Genomic DNA, 18,508 nt, shown 5'->3' on the forward strand with positions numbered 1-18,508 from the left:
CGGTACGGCGTCGCTGTACCGCAACTCGTCCCAGGGCGGGTCGGCGCTCGCGGTGGCCGCGAAGCCGCTACGAGCACACAGGCCGGGAGCGACCCGGGCTGGAACCGCTGGCACGCGCCCGGGCGACCTGCTCCCGGTCCTCGGCGGCGGCACCGGTGGCCGGGGAGGGCAGCCCGCCCACGCTCCGGGTTCGGGACGGGACGGCGTGCGGTGCGGGTGCAGACAGGCGCGGCGGGGTCCTGCCCTGACCTGCTGCTTCCCGGTCCGAGGGCGCCCCGCACCCGCCCCACGGTGAATGGTGCTGAGGACCGGGTGAAGCGCGCTCGAAGGTCCTGACTGACGTCGGCTGGATTTCCGTCCGGCCCCGAGGCGCGAGATCGTGGAAGTCCGGCCGTGGATCGGCGAGCAGTCGCGGGCCGGTGCGCCTCTCACGTGCTGTGCCCACCTCATGCTCATGCGGCCCCCAGCGCGACAGGTACCGTCGCCGTCGCGCCTTGCCGAAGGAGGCCTGCGATGAATCTCCTGGAGTACCGCGACCGCAGAAGCGTGACACCGCCCCCGCGACTCCCGGGCCGGGCCAGAAACGCACGCAGACTGAGTACTGCTGCGGCCGTGGCGGCGATGCTCCTGGCGGGCTGTGTCACGGCCACCCCCAAGGCGGCATCGCACTCCAGTGGCCTCGGTGTGTCCCTCGCCCCACCCGTCACGTCTTCCCGCCCCGGTTCGACGTTGACTCCGGCCGTCACCCCCGCGGCCGGCGCGTGCACGAACAGCACGAAGCTGTCCGCCTGGTCGAACAAACGGCTGGCCATGCTGACCATCGCGGTCCCCGTGTCGGAGACCTCGGTGTCCGACGCCACCGCCGAGGTGAGCGCGGGTGCGGGCGGTGTACTGCTGTTCGGCAGCAAGGCGCCCTCAGACCTCGGCGCCCGGCTGACCACCCTGAAGTCCCATGTACCCGGACACCTGGGCCTGTTGGTGATGACCGACGAGGAGGGCGGCGGCATCCAGCGCATGTCCAACCTCGTCGGGTCCCTGCCCTGGCCCGCGTACATGGGCGCACACTGGACCCCGGCGCAGATCCAGCAGAACGTCACGAAGGTCGCCACCAGGATGGCGGCCGCCCAGGTCAACATGGACCTCGCGCCGGTGGTGGACGTCGACGGCAGGAACGTGGCACCCAGCAAGACGAATCCCGACGGGTGGCGGTCCTTCAGCGGCAACACCGCGGTGGTCTCCAAGGCCGGCGTCGCCTACATGAACGGGCTGCGCGCCGGAGGCGTGATACCCGTCGTCAAGCACTTCCCGGGCATCGGAGGTTCCACTTACAACTCCGACTTCGGCCCAGCCCGGACCCTCCCCTGGTCCACCCTGCAGAAGGTGGGCATCCCGCCGTTCACGGCGGCCATCAAGGCCGGAGCCCCGGCCATCATGGTCTCCAACAACATCGTGCCGGGCCTGGGCACCAACCCGGCGAGCCTGTCACCCACCGTCATCAGCTATGAGCTGCGCGGCCAGCTGGGATTCAAGGGGCTGGTCGTCACCGATTCGCTCAGCGCCAAGGCGATCTCCGCCGCCGGCTTCAGCGTCCCCGCCGCCGCCGTCCAGGCCCTGCGCTCCGGCGCCGACATGGTCATGTTCGACCTGGGGAGCAACGTCGGCGCCCAGACGTCCTCCATAGCCACGGCGATCACCAACGCGGTGGCCAACGGGCATCTTTCCCGCAGCCGCCTCATCGATGCCGCGGGGCACGTCCTGGCCGTCCGGCACGTGAATCTGTGCTCCTGAGCGCGAGCGGTGTGCTAGAACTCCTGTCCCACCCGACTCCCTCTTGGAAGGCGCCCCTTGACGCCCGGACGCCGGTCCCTGGAACGGGAAGTCCCATCCGCTCGGGAACCGGCTTCTCGAGCCGCTCATTCGGTGCTGGGCAGGAGAGGCACACCGCGCGCCGTAACGCATAACCCGGTAAGTTGACAAGCGATGCATGCTTCTCCGACCTGGCTGGGAGAGCGTCGTCAACAAGATCAAGTCCCGGGTTGGCCCCGCCTTCCGCCTGGCCCAGGCCATCACGGTCTGCAGAACGGCGGAATCGCCGATCCCGCGATGTCGCCTTTTCGATGCGCCGAGTTCAGGCGGTGCGCCAGGAAAGGAGAAACTCATGGGAATGAAGCTCGAAGTCGTCATCGTGTCCGTATCCGACGTGGATCGAGCCAAGCAATTCTATGAGAAGGCGGGATTCCGGCTGGACATCGACGTGTCCGCGGGTGACGACTTCCGGGGCGTGCAGTTCACGCCGCCGGATTCCGAGTGCTCGATCATATTCGGCAAAGGTATGACCGCTGCCGCGCCCGGCTCGCTCGACGGCCTTTACCTCATCGTCTCCGACATCGAAGCGTCCCGCCAGGATCTCGTCGGCCGCGGCATCGAGGTGAGCGAGGTGTTCCATGACGCCGGAGGGCTCTTCTTCCATGGTCACGGCGCCGACGGGATCATTCACGAGGCCGAGGGCAGCGGGCGGCTGGCAGGTCCCCACCCCGAGCGTGCCGACTACGGCTCCTACGCCACCTTCAGTGACCCGGACGGTAACGTCTGGATCCTTCAGGAGGTCAGGCAGCGAGCCCCGGGCCGCTGACACCGCATCAGCCACGCGGTGCCCCGGCCGGCCGTTTGCCGGGGAACGGCCGCCGGCCCGGTGATGCGCGACGGCCCCAGAAGCCGCTGACGACCGGAAGCCGGCGACCGGTCGAGCCACCCCGCCCCTTCGGAGCAGGTCATCATGAGCAGTCAGATTCAGAAGGTCGCGGTCATCACCGGTGCATCTCAAGGCATCGGAGCGGGCCTCGTCGTCGGCTATCGCGAACTCGGCTACGCCGTCGTCGCCACCTCGCGCACCATTGCCGAATCGCAGGACGTGGACGTCCACACCGTCCAGGGCGACATCGCCGATCGTGCCACCGCCGAGCGCGTCATCACGGAAGGCATCGAGAGGTTCGGCCGCATCGACACTCTGGTCAACAACGCCGGGATCTACATCGGGAACGCGTTCACCGACTACACCGAGGAACAGTACGACTCCGTGGTCGCCGTGAACCTGACCGGCTTCTTCCGGATCAGCCAGCTCGCAATCCAACAGATGCTGACCAAGGGTGGTGGTCACATCGTGCAAATCACCACCACTCTCGCCGAATACGCCAACTCCAACGTGCCCTCCGTCCTCGCCTCCATGACCAAGGGCGGCCTGCAGTCCGCCACCAAGGCCCTGGCCATCGAATACGCCACCCGCGGCATCCGTAGCAACGCCGTCGCTCTGGGAACCATCAAGACACCGATGACCGAGGGCTATCACGAGACGCTCGCCAAGCTGCATCCGGTCGGCCGCATGGGCGAGGTGAAAGACGTTGTCGACGCGGTGCTCTATCTCGAGAACGCTCCGTTCGTCACCGGTGAGATTCTCCACGTCGACGGTGGCCAGAGCGCCGGCCACTGAATTGCGGCCGTCTGCTCCCGTCCGACCTGCGGATCGCCGGATCGCTGCGCCGCCGGACCGCCGGACCGCCGGGACCTACACGGAACACCCGGTCCTTGGCGGCGAGAGGGGCGAGCGAGATCGAGGGGCGGCACGTTCAGCGCACCTTGTCAGGGCTTTGAGTGCGGGCCTGTTCGCAGGGCAGCTTCGTCATGCGTCGTCAGGTGTGTGACGACGGTCAGCAGTCATGTCAACGGTTCCCCGGCCACCGGCACGCCGGTCCACGTCGGCCCTCGGTGCGCCCTGGGTGCGTGCTTCGATCGCGTGCAGGACGGCCACCATGTCCTCGGCGCCGTGGCCGAGCGAGACGGTCTCCTGGAACAGGGAGTGGCAGACGTCGAGAAGCGGTGAGGAGAGGCCGTTCTTGCGGGCCGCCTCGGCGATCAGCCGGTTGTTCTTCAGGACGTCCAGCACAGCGGCCTGCACCGCGAAGTCGCGGGCCAGCAGCTTCGGCGTCTTCATCCGGGTGACCGCGCTGGCCATCGGGCCCGCGCCCAGGACATCCATGAACAGGTTCCGGTCCAGGCCCTGGCGCTCGGCGAAATGAAAGGCTTCGGTCAGAGCGGTGACCTGGGCGATCAGGAACAGGTTCACCGACAACTTCATCAGCAGCGCGTTCGGCGCGGGGCCGCACACGAACGTCTCACGGCACAAGGGGCCGAGCAACGGGCGTACTTGCTGCACGGCCTCCTCGTCGCCGGCCAGCATCGCCACCAGATCGCCGTTCTCCGCCGGGACTCGGGAACCTGAGACGGGTGCCTCGACGTAACGGGCGCCCGCCGCGCGGACGTCGGCCTCCAGGCCCTGCGAGTACTCCGGCGAGGTCGTTCCCATGTGGACGACCGTGCTGCCGGCGACGCGCGCGGCGAAGTGGGGAGTGCCGCGGCCCAGGACGGCGTCGATCGCGAGGCCGTCGGCCAGCATGACGATCACCACGTCGGCCTGCGCGAACACCTCCGCGGGGTCAGCCACCACCACCGCGCCCGCCGCACGCAGGGGCTCCGTGCGGGCGGCGGTGCGGTTCCACACCACCAGGCGAGTGCCCGCACGGGCCAGACGGAGAGCCATGGGCTGCCCCATGACCCCGAGACCGATGAAGCCGACGTCCACGAGTGCACCACCCTGCCCACGCGCGGCGGCATGGTCGCCGCGCCCCGACTATGACAGCGGTCATAGTATCGGCCGTCATGACGACGGTCATAGAGTGGGGGCCTGGACGGGAGGCGGGCGATGGCGATGACCGAACGAGGGCCGCGCGAACGGATGGTGTTCAGCGCGGCACAGCTCATCCGGCGCGACGGAGTCGACGCGACGGGCATGCGGGACGTCGCGGCGCATGCCGAAGCGCCCCGCGGCTCGCTTCAGCACTACTTCCCCGGCGGCAAGGAACAACTGGTCAACGAAGCGGTCGCCTGGGCCGGCCGCTACGCGAGCAAGCGCGTCGCGCTCTTCATGGCCGGCATGGCGGAACCGACCCCGGCCGGTCTGTTCGCGGCGATGGTGCGGCAGTGGACCGACGAGTACGAAACGCTCGGCTTCGCCTCCGGCTGCCCCGTCGCCGCGGCCACGGTGGCCTGCGCCGAGTCGACGGAGTCCACACGCCGGTCCGCGGCCGAGGCGTTCGCCGGTTGGGCCGCCCCGATCGCCCAGGCCCTCACGGACATGGACGTCCCAGCGCCGCGCGCCGAGCCGCTCGCCACACTCATGATCAGTGCCCTGGAGGGAGCCATCCTGATGGCCCGCGCGGAAAGGGACGTGCGCCCACTGGTGACCGTGGCGCGAGAACTCGGCCCCATGCTCGACCAAGCGGTACGGGACGGTGAACCGAAACGCGGAGGCCCTCGGGACGGGGCATAGGACCGGCCGTCCGGACCGCAGTCGCCGAGAAGGAGCTACGCCCAGGCCGCCGGAAAGGGTGTGACGTCGCCCGGAGGGACGAACCCGGCCTCGGGATGGCTGCGCCTGTTCGGGCGAACTATGACGGCAAACGCTCATCGGGCCCGGGAAGCCATGGTTTCTTCGAAGAAATCAGGCTCGGAGAAGGGACCAGGAAGTGTATTTGAGGCGTGCCGCAACGGCCTTGTGCGCAGCCGCGCTCACCCTGCTGACAGTTCCGGCCGACGCCCACGCCGCGGCAATCGCCTGCGGCGGTGGTACGTCGACCGGTCGCGTGGCCGTCAACGGCTGCATCAGCGCCCAGCGGGGAACCGTCGGCGCATTTCCCTCGCGCGAGATGACGGCGCACATCAAGCTGCGAAACGCCGGCACACGAGCACTGAACGTCTCCTACGAGGCATTCGCCCGCCCTGATGGCGGCTCCTGGGCCAAAGTGGGCACCGGTCGCGCCTACGTCAAGGCAGGCGAGGAGATCGGTCCTGTCGAGGTGGGGAGCACGACCCGGGTGTGCGCTCCCGTGAGGGTCGAGATCCGGGTCCATGCCCGCGCCGACGGCGCTGCCTGGAGCAACTGGTCCACCGCAGCGACGAAGCAGTGCCAGACCTGACGACCGCTCCTTCGTCCGTGGCCCCGGCCGTGTCCCGGCCGGGGCCACACGTGTGTCCGGGCACAGGATCGCGGGTCATGTGCACGTGCTCTTGAAGCACACATGGCATCGGCGAGGACCGACGACGCGCCCCCTGCCTCCGCCGCCGACCGGGTGGCAACGGGCGGGCGGTTGGGCCACGCCGGTGACGCTCCGCAGGACGGGCCGTGCGGGGCGAGGCATCGTGCAGGGAGAGGCGTCGAGGGACGGGTGACCGTCCTGGCCCGGGCTGAACGGCCTTTGCACAGCCCGGAGTACGAACGCCGTCGTGCGGTGCCGAGCGCCGTATTCCGCTTGTTCCGTCTGTGAGGGAGGCCGTGCGTGCGAGCCGTCACTTCCCGTGCTCCAGCAGCCAGATACGCCGCTCGGGCGGCGTCGTGCACGGCGGCGACGGCCGCCTTGCTGGTGCCGATACTCGGTGACTTCGCGCCCGGCAGTCCGCAGACGCCGTCCGTGACGTCGATGCAGCAGGCGTTCGCCGATTCGGCGGCCGAGTACCGGGTCCCGAAGAGTGTGCTGCTCGGGGTGTCCTACGTGCAGTCCCGGTGGGACACACATGCCGGCGTCCCGAGCGTCAGTGGCGGGTACGGGCCGATGCACCTCACCGACGCGCGCACCGCTCTGGCCCAGGCGCACCGGAACAGTGCACCCCACTCCCAGGCAGGTTCGTCCGCCGCGATATCCGGCGCACCTCTGCCGGAAGGGCCCCCGCCCGAGCAGATGACCACACTGGAACAGGCGGCCCGGCTCGTGGGCATATCGTCGCGCAGGCTCCGCACGGACGCCGCCGAGAACGTACGCGGAGGCGCAGCGTTGCTGGCAGACGCCCAGCGGCAGCTCGGCAGACCGCTCAGCGCCGATCCGGGCGACTGGTGGGGCGCGGTGGCGCGCTTCAGCGGCACGACGAACAGCGTGGCAGCAGCCGAATTCGCCGACGACGTCTTCGCGGTGATCCGAAAGGGCGTCCGACGCACCACGGACACCGGGCAGCAGGTCGCACTCGCGGCCAGTCCCGGCGCCCGGCCGAACGCCTCGCAGGTCCAGGCCGTACGCCCGGCGAAGGCACCTCACACCGACGTCGAATGCCCTGCGACGCTCGCCTGCGACTGGATTCCCTCACCCCATGTGGAGTTCGGCGACGACCGGTACGGCAATCACGACCCGGCCGACCGTCCCAAGGACCAGAAGATCGACTACATCGTCATCCACGATACGGAGGACACCAACCAGGTCATGATCAAGACGGTGCAGGACCCCAGCGAGGCGTCCTGGCACTATACGATCCGCTCCAGCGACGGCAGCGTGATCCAGCACGTCAAGACCAAGGACGTCGCCTGGCAGGCCGGAAACCAGTTCATCAACGCCAGGTCCATCGGCGTCGAGCACGAGGGTTTCCTCGCCCATCCGGACGCCTGGTACACGGAACAGATGTACCGCTCGTCGGCCCGCCTGGTGTCCTACCTCGCCAAGAAGTACGGCATCCCGCTGGACCGCCAGCACATCCTCGGTCACGACAACGTGCCCGGACCGACCGCTTCGACGATCCCGGGCATGCACGAGGATCCGGGACCGTACTGGGACTGGCGGCACTACTTCGATCTCCTCGGCGCGCCACTGCGTGCCACCGCCGGCCCCGACAGTGAACTGGTCACCGTCCTGCCCGACTTCGCCTCGAACAAGCCGGTGTTCACGAACTGCGCCGGACACGACGAACCCTGCCCGGCGCACGGGTCCAGCGCGGTGCGGCTGTACTCCGAGCCGAGCGAGGACGCCCCGCTGGTCCACGACGAGGGGAAGCACCCGGGAGGCGAGGACTCCACCCTCCGTGTCGCCGACATGGGAGCACGGATCTCCACCGGGCAGACGTACGCCGTCGCCGAGCGCCGAAGGGAGTGGACAGCCATCTGGTACTTGGGCCAGAAGGCGTGGTTCAAGAACCCACCCGCACACCCGACGGCCGTCGGTGCCACCGGACGGATGGTGACTCCGAAGCCCGGCCTGGACGACATTCCCGTATACGGTCGCGCCCTCCCGGAGGAGGACGCCTATCCGGCAGACGTACCCGTGCAGTCCGCCTCACCTCTGCCGTACGAACTGTCGGCGGGTCAGCGCTACGCCACCCAAGGGAGCACGACCGGCTCGTACGTCGACAGTGGGTCGGGCTTCGACGACGCACCACATCGGGTGGTCGTGGGCAACGACGTGTACTACGAGATCCAGTTCGGCTACCGGATCGCCTACGTCCGTGCGGACGACGTGGACGTGGTGCGCGCGGACGGCTGATCGCCGGTCGGATCGCGTGGCCGCTCTGCACCGCGTGACGTCGGCGAGGGAGGAGTGGCGGGGGGCGGTGGCGGACCGCCACCGCCCCCCGCCACTCCTCCCCGCGTGTTAGCTCGACGATGCCGTCGAGGCGGCCTGCTTCGCCGCCACCGTGCCCACCGACGGCGTCCGAACCGGGCTGCGACGATTCCTCGACGTCAGGGGCCCGTCCCATGCCCGCACCACATCTCGTGGCAGGCATACGTGACCGTCAGCGCCGACCGGCCATGCCTGGCAGACGTGGGCGATGAGACTCTCACTCGCCCCGACGGAACCCCGAACGTCGTTGCGCTCGGCCCTGCCCACTCCAGTCGGGCTTCCGTCGCCGCCGGTTCCGTTTGCTCCGGTCAGAACCAGTGCAGGCAGTGCGGCGGGCGTTCGGCGCGGAAGAGCGCGTCGGCGAGGGAAGCCGCGCCCGGGCGGTGGGCCCGGATGTGTCCGGCGCGCACGAGCATGCTCGGGGCGGTGCCGCCGAGGTAGATCGAGCCCAGGTCGCTCACGTCCAAGGACAGGTCGGGCTCCCGGTCCGTCGGGACGCACTCTGCTTTGCCGTCCCGGACGGTCAGCAGGTACCGGGCGTGCTCGCCGAGGAACGGGTCGTCGACGTCGAGGACGAGCTCGCCGTCCATGAACCACCCGCGTGCGGTCAGGGCACGCGGGACATCCAGCAGCCGCACCCAGAGCCAGTCGGTGTCGTGGCTCACCTGGCCGGCGCGGAAGTCCGCGAGCTGCCAGCGCAGTGGGTGCTCTGGCGGCACGTGCTTGAACACGACATGGCTGACCAGGTCGTGTCCGAGGAGGAACCTGGCCAGGGCCGTGGCAGTCGCGTCGTCGACGGCGATGGTCTCGTCGACCGTCAGGGTGTCGGGCTCGCCGATGGAGTAGCTGGCGTACCCGTCCGGGACGCCGTCGGCGTCCCGGTGGACGGCGACGTAGCGCGGCGCCGGAGAGACCGGGGGCTGACCCGCTCCCGAGGTCCACCAGCGGTGCGGCCGGGACAGTGCGCCGGGCTGCGCGCGGCGGTACCGGTCGTAGATCTCCTCCAGGACCTCGCCGCACTCGGCACGCCGCAGCAGCTCGACCAAGCCGGTCGCTGGGGCATCGGCCGTTCCGCGGGCCCGAGGGAGGGCGAGTGCGCCCCGGTGGCGCTGCACCGTCAGCCGTCCCGTGTACGTCGCCGGTCCGTACCCGAACCTGCGGTAGATCAGGGCCTCGGAGGCCAGCAGTACGGAGAGGAACTCCCCTCGGGCCCGCAGCTCGGCGAGCTGATGTCGCATCATCGCGCTGAGCACACCCTGGCGCCGATGCGAGGGCAGGACGCCGACGGCGGTCACCCCGGCGGCCGGGACGAGGATCTCACCGGGGAGGGTGAGCTCGAAGGAGTACGCGCCGGCGGTGCCGACGGGCCGCCCGTCCGCCGTGACGGCGAACAGATTCCGGTCCATCTCCAGCGCCGACCACCACACCCCGCCGCCCTCGGCCGGACTTTCCGGGAAGCGCCCGAACGCAGCGTGGAGTGTGTCGACGAAGACGTCGAGGTCCTGATCGGTCGTGGGACGTATCTCCATCGCTGCTGCTGCCTCCCCGGGATACCAGCACCACGACTCGTGGTGTCTCGCCACTCTGCAGCGTCGACAGGTGGCCCGGTCAAGCGAATTACGGTCGAGCCGTCGCGGCTGGACACAGCGCCGCCCGGTTCCGCACACCCCGGCCCGGAGGGCGAGTCGTGTTCTACGGTCTCGGTGGCGGTGATCCCCTGAAACCTCATGGCACGCAAACAGAGGGCGGGGCATGTGGCCGAACCCGGCCAGGCAAAGGATGCTGGTGACGTAGCCCTGGCGCTGCCCGGGTCAGTCGAGGCCGGCCCCGAGTCGCCGCGCGAGATCGGTCAGATCTGCCACCCGCAGCACCCGTCCGCCGAACCCCGGCAGGGGCACATGCAAGGACTCGGTCCACCGGGCGGGGATCGCTTCCCATCCGTAGTAGGCGCCCGCGAGACCTCCGGTGACCGCGGCGACGGTGTCGGTGTCACCGCCGACGTCGATCGCCGCCCGAAGGGCATCCTCGAAGCTGGTCGTACTGCGCAGAGCCCAGACCGCCGTCCCCAAACAGGGCCAGACCGCGCCGTTGAACTCGGTCGCCTGGGCGGGGTGCCAGTCAGTAGCCAGGACCGCTGCGTATCGTCGGCGGTGGCCTGGATCGACGAGGTCCAGAACGTCAGGAAGGGCGCGGAGGGGATCGACGCCGGTCAGGCTGAGGCGAATGAGTTCGTGGAATATGGCGGTGCCTTCCCAGGCAGCGCGATCGCCGTGAGTAAGGGCGGCAATGCGTCGCGCGGCATCCATCGTGGCCGACTGTCCGGCCCGCGCAAAGTAGACCGCGGATGTCGACGCCCGCATCAACGAGCCGTTGCCGGCTGCTCGTTGGTTGACCTGGAAGTGAATCGCGGCGGCGAGATCCCAGGGCATGCCGTTGGTCAGTACGTCCTCGGTCTGCAGGCCGATGTCTTTGGGCTCGGCCGCCGCCCACTGCTGGAAGCGAGCGAAGATGTCGGGCAGGTCCGGTCCGCCCTGCTGCAGCAGCGACTCGGCGACAAGAACGGCCATCTGCGTGTCGTCCGTGGCCTCGCCCGGGTCCCAACCGCCGCCTCCGCACATCTCGCCACCGCTCCCTGGCGCAGGGAATCGGACGGAGAACGCACCCGGCGGGCCGAACTCGAAGGGAGCCCCCAGAGCGTCGCCCACGGCTGACCCGACGACTGTCGCGACGGCTCGCTCCATATGTTCCATCGGCGCAGGCTATCCGCCTCATGCGAAAGTACACCCGCCATTTCAGGGTCCGCGGTCAAGGCGTGTGCCGCGGCCAGCCTGGACGAGACAGGACAGGGAGCCGCTGGAGAACGGCCAGTGCCGTTTTGCGTCCCGGTGTCTGTGCGGGCCACCGGCGCAGCCATGCCATGCCATGTGTTGGCGGAGGCGCCCCGCTCCGGCTTGCGATGGTGCCCGCTCCAGGTCACGTCGAGTCGACGTGACCTGAGGCGGCGCTTCTGACGGGTTGTTACTTCAGTGTCACGGGGCTCCGCCGGACACGACGCGCGCGGTCGTGTCCGTACCGGGGAAGTAGCGGTTCTGGCCCTTTTTCCTTACATGATTCCTCCCCTGTGGTGTGCGAGGAGAGTGCAGGGTAGACGACCTCGACCTGTTCGGCAGATCGATCGTTCAGCCGGTGTGTGGCCGCGAACGCCGGTGCAAGTGGGCCGCTTTGGTTGTGAGGTAGCGCTGTTCGGGGGTGTTGGTGGTGAGGGCGGCTGCCAGACGGTACTGAGTCACTGCCGACGTCGGCTCTCCCGCCATTTCCAGCAGGTGTGCTCGTACCGCGTGCACCCGATGATGGTCGGTGAGCGGCCCGCGGTCGTCGGCGTCGAGCCGGTCGAGCAGTGCCAGGGCGGCGCTCGGGCCGTCGACCATGGCGAGGGCGACCGCGCGGTTGAGAGTGACGAGCGGGCTGCCTGCCACACGTTCGAGCAACTCGTAGAGGCCGTGGATCTGAGGCCAGTCGGTGTCCTGAGCGCGAGCCGCTCGGTCGTGGACGGCTGCGATGGCGGCCTGCAGCCGGTACTCGCCGGGCCGTCCCTCGTTGGCGAACGAACCGATGAGCAGCGCGGACCCCTCCCTGATCAGGCGGCGGTCCCAGCGCGTGCGGTCCTGTTCGGCCAAGGGGACCAGTTCGCCGTGCGGTCCGGTGCGTGCCGGCCGGCGCGCCTCGGTCAGGAGCATCAGGGCCAGCAGCCCGGCCACCTCACCTTCGGCCGGCAGGATCCGGTGCGCCTGCCGGGCCAGCCGGATTGCCTCACCGGACAGGTCCGCTCGGTGCAGCATCGGGCCCTTGGAGGCGGTGTAGCCCTCGTTGAACAGGAGGTACAGCACGTGCAGTACGGAGCGGAGCCGGCCGGGCCAGTCCGGCTCACCCGGCGCGGGCACCGCGAACTGCACCGACGACGCCTTCAAGCGCTGCTTGGCCCGGCTGATGCGCTGGGCCATCGTCGCCTCGGGCACCAGGTAGGCGGCTGCGATCTGCGCGGTCGTCAGGCCGCCGACGGCCCGCAGTGTCAGGGCGATCGCCGAGGCGGGTGTGAGCGTGGGGTGGCAGCACATGAACAGCAGCGCGAGGCTGTCGTCGGCAGTCGGGGCTTCGGGCTGGGCCGGCTCCCGTGCCACACGTTGCTCGCGCCGTCGTCGTGCTGTGTCGCTGCGCATCTGGTCGGTGTAGCGGCGCGTGGCGGTCCGCAGCAGCCAGCCGCGCGGATTCTCCGGCACCCCGTGTGCGGGCCAGTGGCGGGCGGCTGCGATCAGGGCTTCCTGGACCGCGTCCTCACATGCGTCGAAGTCGCCATGCCGTCGCGCGAGCAGGCCGAGGACCTGCGGCGTCAGCGAGCGCAGCAGGTCCTCGACATCCGGGCGGTCGGTCACAGGTCGAACGCGGTGTCGTTCATCACCTGGCGCACCTCGACCGGCTGTTGGGTCGCAACCCCACCGGGCCCGGGCACGGCCGAGATCCTGGCTGCGATCTCCAGGGCGCGGGCCTCGGAGACCACGTCGATGACATTGAACCCGGCCAGAACCTCCTTGGACTCCGGGAACGGCCCGTCGGTCACCACCGAAACCGCGGTCCCGTCCGAGCGCACGATCCTGGCGAGACGCGGGTCGGCCAGCCCGGTGAACTGCACCATCTCACCGCTCGCGACGAGTTCTTCGGTCAACGCCTCGTAGTAGTTGAAGTGGGCCGTGATGTCGTCGGGAGCCCATTCGTCCATGGGCTGCTCGAACACTCCACCGTCGTGGTTGACCAACAACAGGAACTTCGGCACGTGAACTCCTTGATCTTCGGCGCGCCCAGTGTGGCGCACTCGCCCCATGAACGGAGCCGTCGAGGGGTTCTCTACATCGCCTGGGAGGGAAAGGAGCAGGTTCACCATGAAGGAAGAACGAGGGGAGTCGAGCCAGGCTCTCGACCGCTCCCCGCAGCGAGGTCGGTGCCTCACGGTCAGCCGCGAGGAACTGCCCGCCCGAGTTCCAGCGTTCGGATTCCGTGTCACCCGCTGACTGTTCGGCCGTCTTGGGACACGGTGAAGTAGTTGTTGCCGGAGAAGGCGAGCTTGAACACCATGCCGTACTGGTCGCGCAGGTTCGTGACGCTGGTGGAGGCCGGCTCACGCAGGCAGCGCTGGACAGGCGGATCGCCAGGGGAACATGCCGGGAGTTCCTCGATCCGCTGACGTTTCCCGTCCTGGCGGACCTGGTCCCAGTCGAGCGTGATCGTGGGCGCGCTGAACAGTTCGTTCGGCTCACCGGTGCCTGGGCCCTGCGGGTCGCCCGTCTTGCCCCGGTAGTAGTCGACGACCTTGGTCGCGTAGAAGAAGTCGTGTCCGAAGGGAATTCGGGAGCCGCGGTGATCACCCGCGGTGAGGATGCTGTCGATCGTGTCGGCCGCATGGTCCGGGTCGGCGCCGAAGTAGGCGTTGACGTACATCGTGCAGTGGATCTTGTACTGGTCGTCCCCGTCCACGGAGAACCACTCTCGCGCCTGCCCGCCCACGCACGAGTCGTCGACGGTGACCAGGCCGAGCGAGAGCGCGGTGTGGGCATCCCAGTAGGTGATGGTTTCCCGGATCTCCTGCTCCGCCTGCTTGCGGGCCTGCGCCGCCTCGGCGCTGCCGGCGAGTTCGCGAACCGTCTTCGGACTGGTGGCGCCATCCTGCGAACAGGCGGAGACGGCCAGCAACGCCGCGCTGCACACCACGCCCAGAATGGCTCTGGTACGACGTCGATGCCCCACCACAGTCGCCCCTTCCCGCGTCTGTGACCACTGTGGACGGCGGGGGTGAGAAGCCGCATGAGTATGCGTACTCAGCTGTCACCGTGCCTCATCGGGACGCTCTCCAGTCGCCGGGGGCCGTGGGGTCCGGAGACCCTCAACGGCCGAGGCCACGGCGGTTGGAGGTCGCGCCCGGCCTTGGGGACCATTCGGGAAGGAGGTCATTGGCTGTCCGGCCTGAAGCCACGAGAACGCTCGGCGCCGGTTTGCCTCATCAGCACGGCTTGATCTGCTGGTTCAGGGCCGTGACGACAACCTCTGCGGCACGAGCGATGAGCCTGTCGTCGTAGTCGGCATCTTGAGCGTCTCGGCTGGAGAGGACGACGATGATGACGGGGGCTGCGTGGGGCGGCCAGGCGAGGGCGATGTCGTTGCGGGTTCCATGGCTTGCCGAGCCGGTCTTGTCGCCGATCGACCAGGTGCCCGGGACTCCTGCTCGAATGAGGTTGTCACCTGTGGTGTTGCGCTTGAGCCAGTCGATGAGCAGTGCTCGCTCGGCGGCGTCGAGGGTGTCGCCGAGGCCGAATTCGCGTAGATCGGCGGCGAGGGCACGTGGGGTGGACGTGTCGCGTCGGTCGCCGGGCGTGGCTTCGTTGAGAGCGGGTTCGTAGCGGTCGGCCTGGGTGGTGTCGTCCCCCAGCGCTGCCAGGGCGTTCTGGAAGCCCTTCGGTCCGTTGAGCTCGTCGAACAGCAGGTTTCCGGCGGTGTTGTCGCTGTACCGGACCGCGGCGTCGCACAGAGCCCGCAGGCTCATGCCGGTGTCCACATGCTGTTCCGTGATGGGCGAGTGGTCGACCAGGTCGTCCTGGGCGTAGTGCACGATCCGTGCGAGGTCTTCCAGGCGGTTCTGGTCCAGTACTGCGGCGGCTGCCAGCGCCTTGTAGGTGGAGGCGTAGGCGAACCTCTCGTCCGCGCGATGGGCGACGATCGTGCTGGTACCGGTGTCTACCGCGAAGACCCCGAGCCGCGCGTCGAACTCCCGCTCAAGGGCGGTGAAGGCCTGATGCGCTGCCGTGTGAGCCCTCCCTGCGACCGCGTTGGCGACGGGTGCGCCGCCACCGATGATCGGGGTGACGGCGAGGCCGGCCAACGCGGTCAGGGAGGAACGGCGCGTGATGGGCATCGAAGGTCCTGTCCGGTGGGGTTGTTGCCTATTGGCCGAGGCTATCTGCCGCAATCGACTGCCGCGGGCACGGCGCCACGGGTCGCAGAATGATCGGATCGCGGTCTCGTAGAGGACGACGAGCTCTTTCATCCAGCCCTCAACAGGCAGTGTCAGTGCCCTGTGCGACAGTCGGTGCCTGAACAGAGGGCGAGGGCTGGGAGATAGAGGTGCGCGTACTGCCTGAGGTTGCTGAGCGTGATGAGTTCGCTGCCTTGGTCATCAGGACCGACTACAGCGACTGTGCAGCGTGGCAGGCGGTGGTGAGGGACCTGATGCGGCCATGGGGTGTGAGAGGCGAGTTCCAGGCGCAGGTTCACCTCGTCGATGACATGGTCCGGAGCTACGATCACCGGCCTGACACCGACCTGAGGAGGCGGGCGAATTGACCGCCGTGGTACTCGTTCACGGCCTGTATCACTGTCCCGAGCACTTCGCCGTGGTGGCGGAACGCTTGCGGACCGCAGGAACCGAGGTTGTCGTTCCCGAGCTCCACCGGGGCTCGTTGCCCGCCGACACAGCGGCGGTGCAGGCTGCCATCGACTCCCTGGGGGAGCCTCCGGTTGTGCTCGGTCACTCCTACGGCGGGTCAGTGATCACCGGGGTGCGCGGAGCCGGACACCTGGTCTACCTGGCGGCCTTCGTGCCGGATGCCGGCGAGAGCGCGGCGAGTCTGGGTGGGGCGTCCCCGCAGCTCCAGGACGCGATCAGCCGGAAGCCCAACGGTTCGACCAGCCTGTACCCCGACCGGGCTGTCGACACCCTCTACAGTGGCTGCCCCGGACCTCTCGCCGCCTGGGCGGTTGGGCTGCTCCGTCCGCAGGCCCCCGGTTGCGGACGAGGAGTCCCGGAGCACCACAGCTGGAAGCGAACTCCCTCCACCTACGTCGTCTGCGCACAGGACCGGGCCATCGACCCGGACCTGCAACGGAAGATGGCCTCGCGCTGCACCAACGTGTGCGAGTGGCAGACAGGCCACTCCCCGTTCGTAGGACAGCCCGATCTTGTCGTTGAACTCCTGCAGGAACTGCTTGTCACCACCAACCCGCGCAGGCGAGATGAAGAGGTCAGGTGAGGATCATCCGATGCCAGGTGCCGTTGCGCTGCCACCTGCGGAACAAGTCGTAGCCCCGGCCCCACGGCCCGTACTCGACGGATACGTCCCGCCACGGCACACCTGTCCGGACCCGGAAGCGTATGCCGTCGATCAACTGCCGTCGAGGCCAGACGGGAGGCCGCCCCGCCTTCGTCTCCTTCGAACAACAATGGTTCCAGTGCCGCCCATTGCCCGTCCGTGAGATCTCCCCGCCCCATGAGATGAGATCATTCGTCCTTCAAGATCCACTTTCGATACACGGCCTGGGTGCCGGGTGGCGCTGATCTTGGCAATGGGGAAGAGCTTCGAACTCCGGCCGGGCCGTGCCCGGTTGACGTGGGGGCCTCGCGTTGCCGGCTTTATGCCCTTGGTTCCGTCGAGCCGACGGGGCCGGCCGGTGCGCTGTCCGTCGCGGCGATGTGCGGGCCGCTCCGACTCGGGGCTTCGGCGTGGCACTGACCGTGATTCAGCGTGTCGATGTACGGGCTGTCCCAGGTGTGCTGGACTTCTGTGCACGACGAGCGAGGGGTGTCGGAAGTGATTCGTAAGCTGCAGGCGGTCGCACTGGACTGCGCCGATCCAGTACGGCTCGCGGAGTTCTACGCGAGCCTGCTGGGCGGCCGGGTGGTTGTGGACCCGAAGGATGCCGACTGGGTCGAGGTGCACGGGTTCGAGGGGACGCCGTTGGCCTGCCAGCGGGTCGATGGATACAGGCCGCCCGAATGGCCCGGCCAGCAGTACCCGCAGCAAATCCATCTGGACTTCGACGTGGACGACCTCGACGGGGAGGAAGAGCGGGCCCTCGCCCTCGGAGCGACCGTGCTCGAGCGGACGGACCAGCTCCGCCCGGAGGCGAACTGGCGGGTCTACGCCGATCCGGCCGGTCATCCGTTCTGCCTGTGCCTCCACTGAGTGCGCCGAACTCATCACGGCCCGGGATGGCGAGCAGGCCGGCGGTGAGCACGATGAGGCGCCGTCGAGGCCGGACAGCATGCGCGTCGTGTAGGCCTGGCGCGGTCGGAGAGGCTCAAGTGGCACGTGCCTATGCGCGGAAGGTGCGCCGATACGTGTCCGGGGGGACGCCCACGGTGCGGTTGAAGTGGCGGCGCAGGGTCGTGGCGGTGCCCATGCCGGTGGCTTCCGCGATGGTGTCGACGCTGTCGTCACTGATCTCCAGCAGTTCCTGGGCGCGGCGGAGCCGCTGGGTCAGCAGCCACTGGAGCGGAGTGGTGCCGGTGGCCGACTTGAAGTGGCGGCCCAGATGGCGGGAGCTCATTCGCGCCTGGCGGGCGAGGTCCTCGACGGTCAGGGGCTGGTCCAGGCGGGCCAGGATCCAGGGGAAGAGTTCGGCGAGCGGGTGGTGCGCGGGAGAGGGCACCGGGGTGGTGACGTACTGGGACTGGCCGCCGTCCCGGTGCGGCGGGACGACCAGGCGCCGGGCCACGGCGTTGGCCACGGACGAGCCGTGGTCGAGACGGACGATGTGCAGGCACAGATCCATGGCGGCTGCCTTGCCCGCCGAGGTGAGGACGCGGCCGTTGTCCAGGTACAGGACGTCGGGGTCGACGTCCACCTTCGGGTAGCGGGCCGCCAGTTCCCGTGTGTGTGCCCAGTGCGTCGTGGCGCGCTTCCCGTCGAGCAGACCGGCGGCCGCGAGTACGAACGCGCCCGTGCACAACGAGGCCACACGGGCGCCGGCTTCATGGGCTTCCCGTACGGCGTCGACCAGTTCGGTGGGCGGGTCGACGTCGATGTCGGACCAGCCCGGGACGATGACGGTGTCGGCGTGCCGCAGGCGGTCCAGCCCGTGGTCCGGTGAGAGGCGGAAGTTGCCGATCCGTACGCCCTCGGGCCCGCACACGGCGACCTCGTACCAAGGCACCTTCACGGCGTCCGCGGGCGGGCCGAAGACCTCGTAGGCGAGGGACAGTTCGAAGTGGAGCATTCCGTCGGTGACGGCGATCGCGACAGTGGCCATGTCCGGAA

At 69.0% G+C, this 18,508-nt stretch carries 18 protein-coding genes; 9 read left to right on the forward strand and 9 right to left on the reverse strand.

The features are described 5' to 3' along the window. Positions 1-513: 513 nt before the first annotated feature. The 3 genes from ABEB03_RS21425 (at position 514) to ABEB03_RS21435 (ending at position 3,487) form a co-directional block, all read left to right on the forward strand. Positions 514-1,788, forward strand: coding sequence for a glycoside hydrolase family 3 N-terminal domain-containing protein (locus tag ABEB03_RS21425; protein ID WP_345651532.1), 1,275 nt, complete (start codon positions 514-516; stop codon positions 1,786-1,788). Positions 1,789-2,158: 370 nt separating this feature from the next. Continuing rightward, positions 2,159-2,632, forward strand: coding sequence for a VOC family protein (locus ABEB03_RS21430; protein ID WP_345651535.1), 474 nt, complete (start codon positions 2,159-2,161; stop codon positions 2,630-2,632). 144 nt (positions 2,633-2,776) lie between these two features. Then, a complete protein-coding gene (locus ABEB03_RS21435) occupies positions 2,777-3,487 on the forward strand; it encodes an SDR family NAD(P)-dependent oxidoreductase (RefSeq protein WP_345651538.1) in 711 nt (236 codons plus the stop codon). Positions 3,488-3,676: 189 nt separating this feature from the next. Here the strand turns inward: ABEB03_RS21435 and ABEB03_RS21440 are convergent, their stop codons facing one another. Continuing rightward, the gene (locus ABEB03_RS21440; RefSeq protein ID WP_345651541.1) at positions 3,677-4,636 is read right to left on the reverse strand and encodes an NAD(P)-dependent oxidoreductase; all 960 of its coding nucleotides are present in this window, start codon (positions 4,634-4,636) and stop codon (positions 3,677-3,679) included. Between the two features lie 120 nt (positions 4,637-4,756). On the opposite strand from ABEB03_RS21440, the gene ABEB03_RS21445 reads away from it, so the two are divergent. The 3 genes from ABEB03_RS21445 (at position 4,757) to ABEB03_RS21455 (ending at position 8,351) form a co-directional block, all read left to right on the forward strand. Beyond that, positions 4,757-5,383, forward strand: a complete 627-nt coding sequence (locus ABEB03_RS21445; RefSeq protein ID WP_345651544.1) for a TetR/AcrR family transcriptional regulator — start codon at positions 4,757-4,759, stop codon at positions 5,381-5,383. A gap of 313 nt (positions 5,384-5,696) precedes the next feature. Then, positions 5,697-6,029 carry a hypothetical protein gene (locus ABEB03_RS21450; RefSeq protein WP_345651547.1) on the forward strand — a complete coding sequence of 111 codons (333 nt, stop codon included), beginning with the start codon at positions 5,697-5,699 and terminating at the stop codon, positions 6,027-6,029. A gap of 360 nt (positions 6,030-6,389) precedes the next feature. After that, entirely contained in the window at positions 6,390-8,351 is a 1,962-nt protein-coding gene (locus ABEB03_RS21455) for an N-acetylmuramoyl-L-alanine amidase (RefSeq protein ID WP_345651550.1), read from the forward strand. 386 nt (positions 8,352-8,737) lie between these two features. On the opposite strand, the gene ABEB03_RS21460 is transcribed toward ABEB03_RS21455, so the two are convergent. From ABEB03_RS21460 to bla, 6 genes are all read right to left on the reverse strand, one after another. Next, entirely contained in the window at positions 8,738-9,958 is a 1,221-nt protein-coding gene (locus ABEB03_RS21460; RefSeq protein WP_345651554.1) for a GNAT family N-acetyltransferase, read from the reverse strand. 282 nt (positions 9,959-10,240) lie between these two features. After that, on the reverse strand, positions 10,241-11,179 hold the full coding sequence (locus tag ABEB03_RS21465; protein WP_345651557.1) for an ADP-ribosylglycohydrolase family protein: 939 nt from the start codon (positions 11,177-11,179) through the stop codon (positions 10,241-10,243). Between the two features lie 429 nt (positions 11,180-11,608). After that, positions 11,609-12,859, reverse strand: a complete 1,251-nt coding sequence (locus tag ABEB03_RS21470; RefSeq protein WP_345651562.1) for an RNA polymerase sigma factor — start codon at positions 12,857-12,859, stop codon at positions 11,609-11,611. Then, positions 12,856-13,257 carry a YciI family protein gene (locus ABEB03_RS21475; RefSeq protein ID WP_345651565.1) on the reverse strand — a complete coding sequence of 134 codons (402 nt, stop codon included), beginning with the start codon at positions 13,255-13,257 and terminating at the stop codon, positions 12,856-12,858. The genes ABEB03_RS21470 and ABEB03_RS21475 overlap by 4 nt, the downstream gene beginning before the upstream one ends. Positions 13,258-13,481: 224 nt before the next feature. Then, positions 13,482-14,225 carry a hypothetical protein gene (locus ABEB03_RS21480; protein WP_345651567.1) on the reverse strand — a complete coding sequence of 248 codons (744 nt, stop codon included), beginning with the start codon at positions 14,223-14,225 and terminating at the stop codon, positions 13,482-13,484. 253 nt (positions 14,226-14,478) lie between these two features. Continuing rightward, the gene (gene bla / locus ABEB03_RS21485; protein WP_345651569.1) at positions 14,479-15,387 is read right to left on the reverse strand and encodes a class A beta-lactamase; all 909 of its coding nucleotides are present in this window, start codon (positions 15,385-15,387) and stop codon (positions 14,479-14,481) included. Positions 15,388-15,596: 209 nt separating this feature from the next. Between bla and ABEB03_RS45370 the strand changes: the two genes are divergently transcribed. Both ABEB03_RS45370 and ABEB03_RS21490 read left to right on the forward strand, forming a co-directional pair. Then, entirely contained in the window at positions 15,597-15,815 is a 219-nt protein-coding gene (locus ABEB03_RS45370; RefSeq protein WP_425589279.1) for a DUF6924 domain-containing protein, read from the forward strand. After that, positions 15,812-16,501, forward strand: a complete 690-nt coding sequence (locus ABEB03_RS21490) for an alpha/beta hydrolase (protein ID WP_345651572.1) — start codon at positions 15,812-15,814, stop codon at positions 16,499-16,501. The genes ABEB03_RS45370 and ABEB03_RS21490 overlap by 4 nt, the downstream gene beginning before the upstream one ends. Here the strand turns inward: ABEB03_RS21490 and ABEB03_RS21495 are convergent. After that, positions 16,494-16,637 carry a transposase gene (locus tag ABEB03_RS21495; RefSeq protein ID WP_345651574.1) on the reverse strand — a complete coding sequence of 48 codons (144 nt, stop codon included), beginning with the start codon at positions 16,635-16,637 and terminating at the stop codon, positions 16,494-16,496. The genes ABEB03_RS21490 and ABEB03_RS21495 overlap by 8 nt on opposite strands. A gap of 422 nt (positions 16,638-17,059) precedes the next feature. Here ABEB03_RS21495 and ABEB03_RS21500 point away from each other — a divergent pair, with 422 nt between their 5' ends. Beyond that, positions 17,060-17,434, forward strand: a complete 375-nt coding sequence (locus ABEB03_RS21500) for a VOC family protein (protein WP_345651576.1) — start codon at positions 17,060-17,062, stop codon at positions 17,432-17,434. A 130-nt stretch (positions 17,435-17,564) separates the two neighbouring features. Here the strand turns inward: ABEB03_RS21500 and ABEB03_RS21505 are convergent, their stop codons facing one another. Then, a complete protein-coding gene (locus ABEB03_RS21505; RefSeq protein ID WP_345651579.1) occupies positions 17,565-18,500 on the reverse strand; it encodes a helix-turn-helix domain-containing protein in 936 nt (311 codons plus the stop codon). Positions 18,501-18,508: the final 8 nt, after the last annotated feature.

It is taken from the genome of Streptomyces siamensis (assembly GCF_039543605.1).
GTDB lineage: Bacteria > Actinomycetota > Actinomycetes > Streptomycetales > Streptomycetaceae > Streptomyces > Streptomyces siamensis.

What these genes read in the sequence shown, in the direction of transcription:
- ABEB03_RS21425 (WP_345651532.1), top strand. Translation starts at nt 514, where the DNA reads ATGAATCTCCTGGAGTACCGCGACCGCAGAAGCGTGACACCGCCCCCG.
- ABEB03_RS21430 (WP_345651535.1), top strand. Translation starts at nt 2,159, where the DNA reads ATGGGAATGAAGCTCGAAGTCGTCATCGTGTCCGTATCCGACGTGGAT.
- ABEB03_RS21435 (WP_345651538.1), top strand. Translation starts at nt 2,777, where the DNA reads ATGAGCAGTCAGATTCAGAAGGTCGCGGTCATCACCGGTGCATCTCAA.
- ABEB03_RS21445 (WP_345651544.1), top strand. Translation starts at nt 4,757, where the DNA reads ATGGCGATGACCGAACGAGGGCCGCGCGAACGGATGGTGTTCAGCGCG.
- ABEB03_RS21460 (WP_345651554.1), bottom strand. Translation starts at nt 9,958, where the DNA reads ATGGAGATACGTCCCACGACCGATCAGGACCTCGACGTCTTCGTCGAC.
- ABEB03_RS21465 (WP_345651557.1), bottom strand. Translation starts at nt 11,179, where the DNA reads ATGGAACATATGGAGCGAGCCGTCGCGACAGTCGTCGGGTCAGCCGTG.
- bla (WP_345651569.1), bottom strand. Translation starts at nt 15,387, where the DNA reads ATGCCCATCACGCGCCGTTCCTCCCTGACCGCGTTGGCCGGCCTCGCC.
- ABEB03_RS21505 (WP_345651579.1), bottom strand. Translation starts at nt 18,500, where the DNA reads ATGGCCACTGTCGCGATCGCCGTCACCGACGGAATGCTCCACTTCGAA.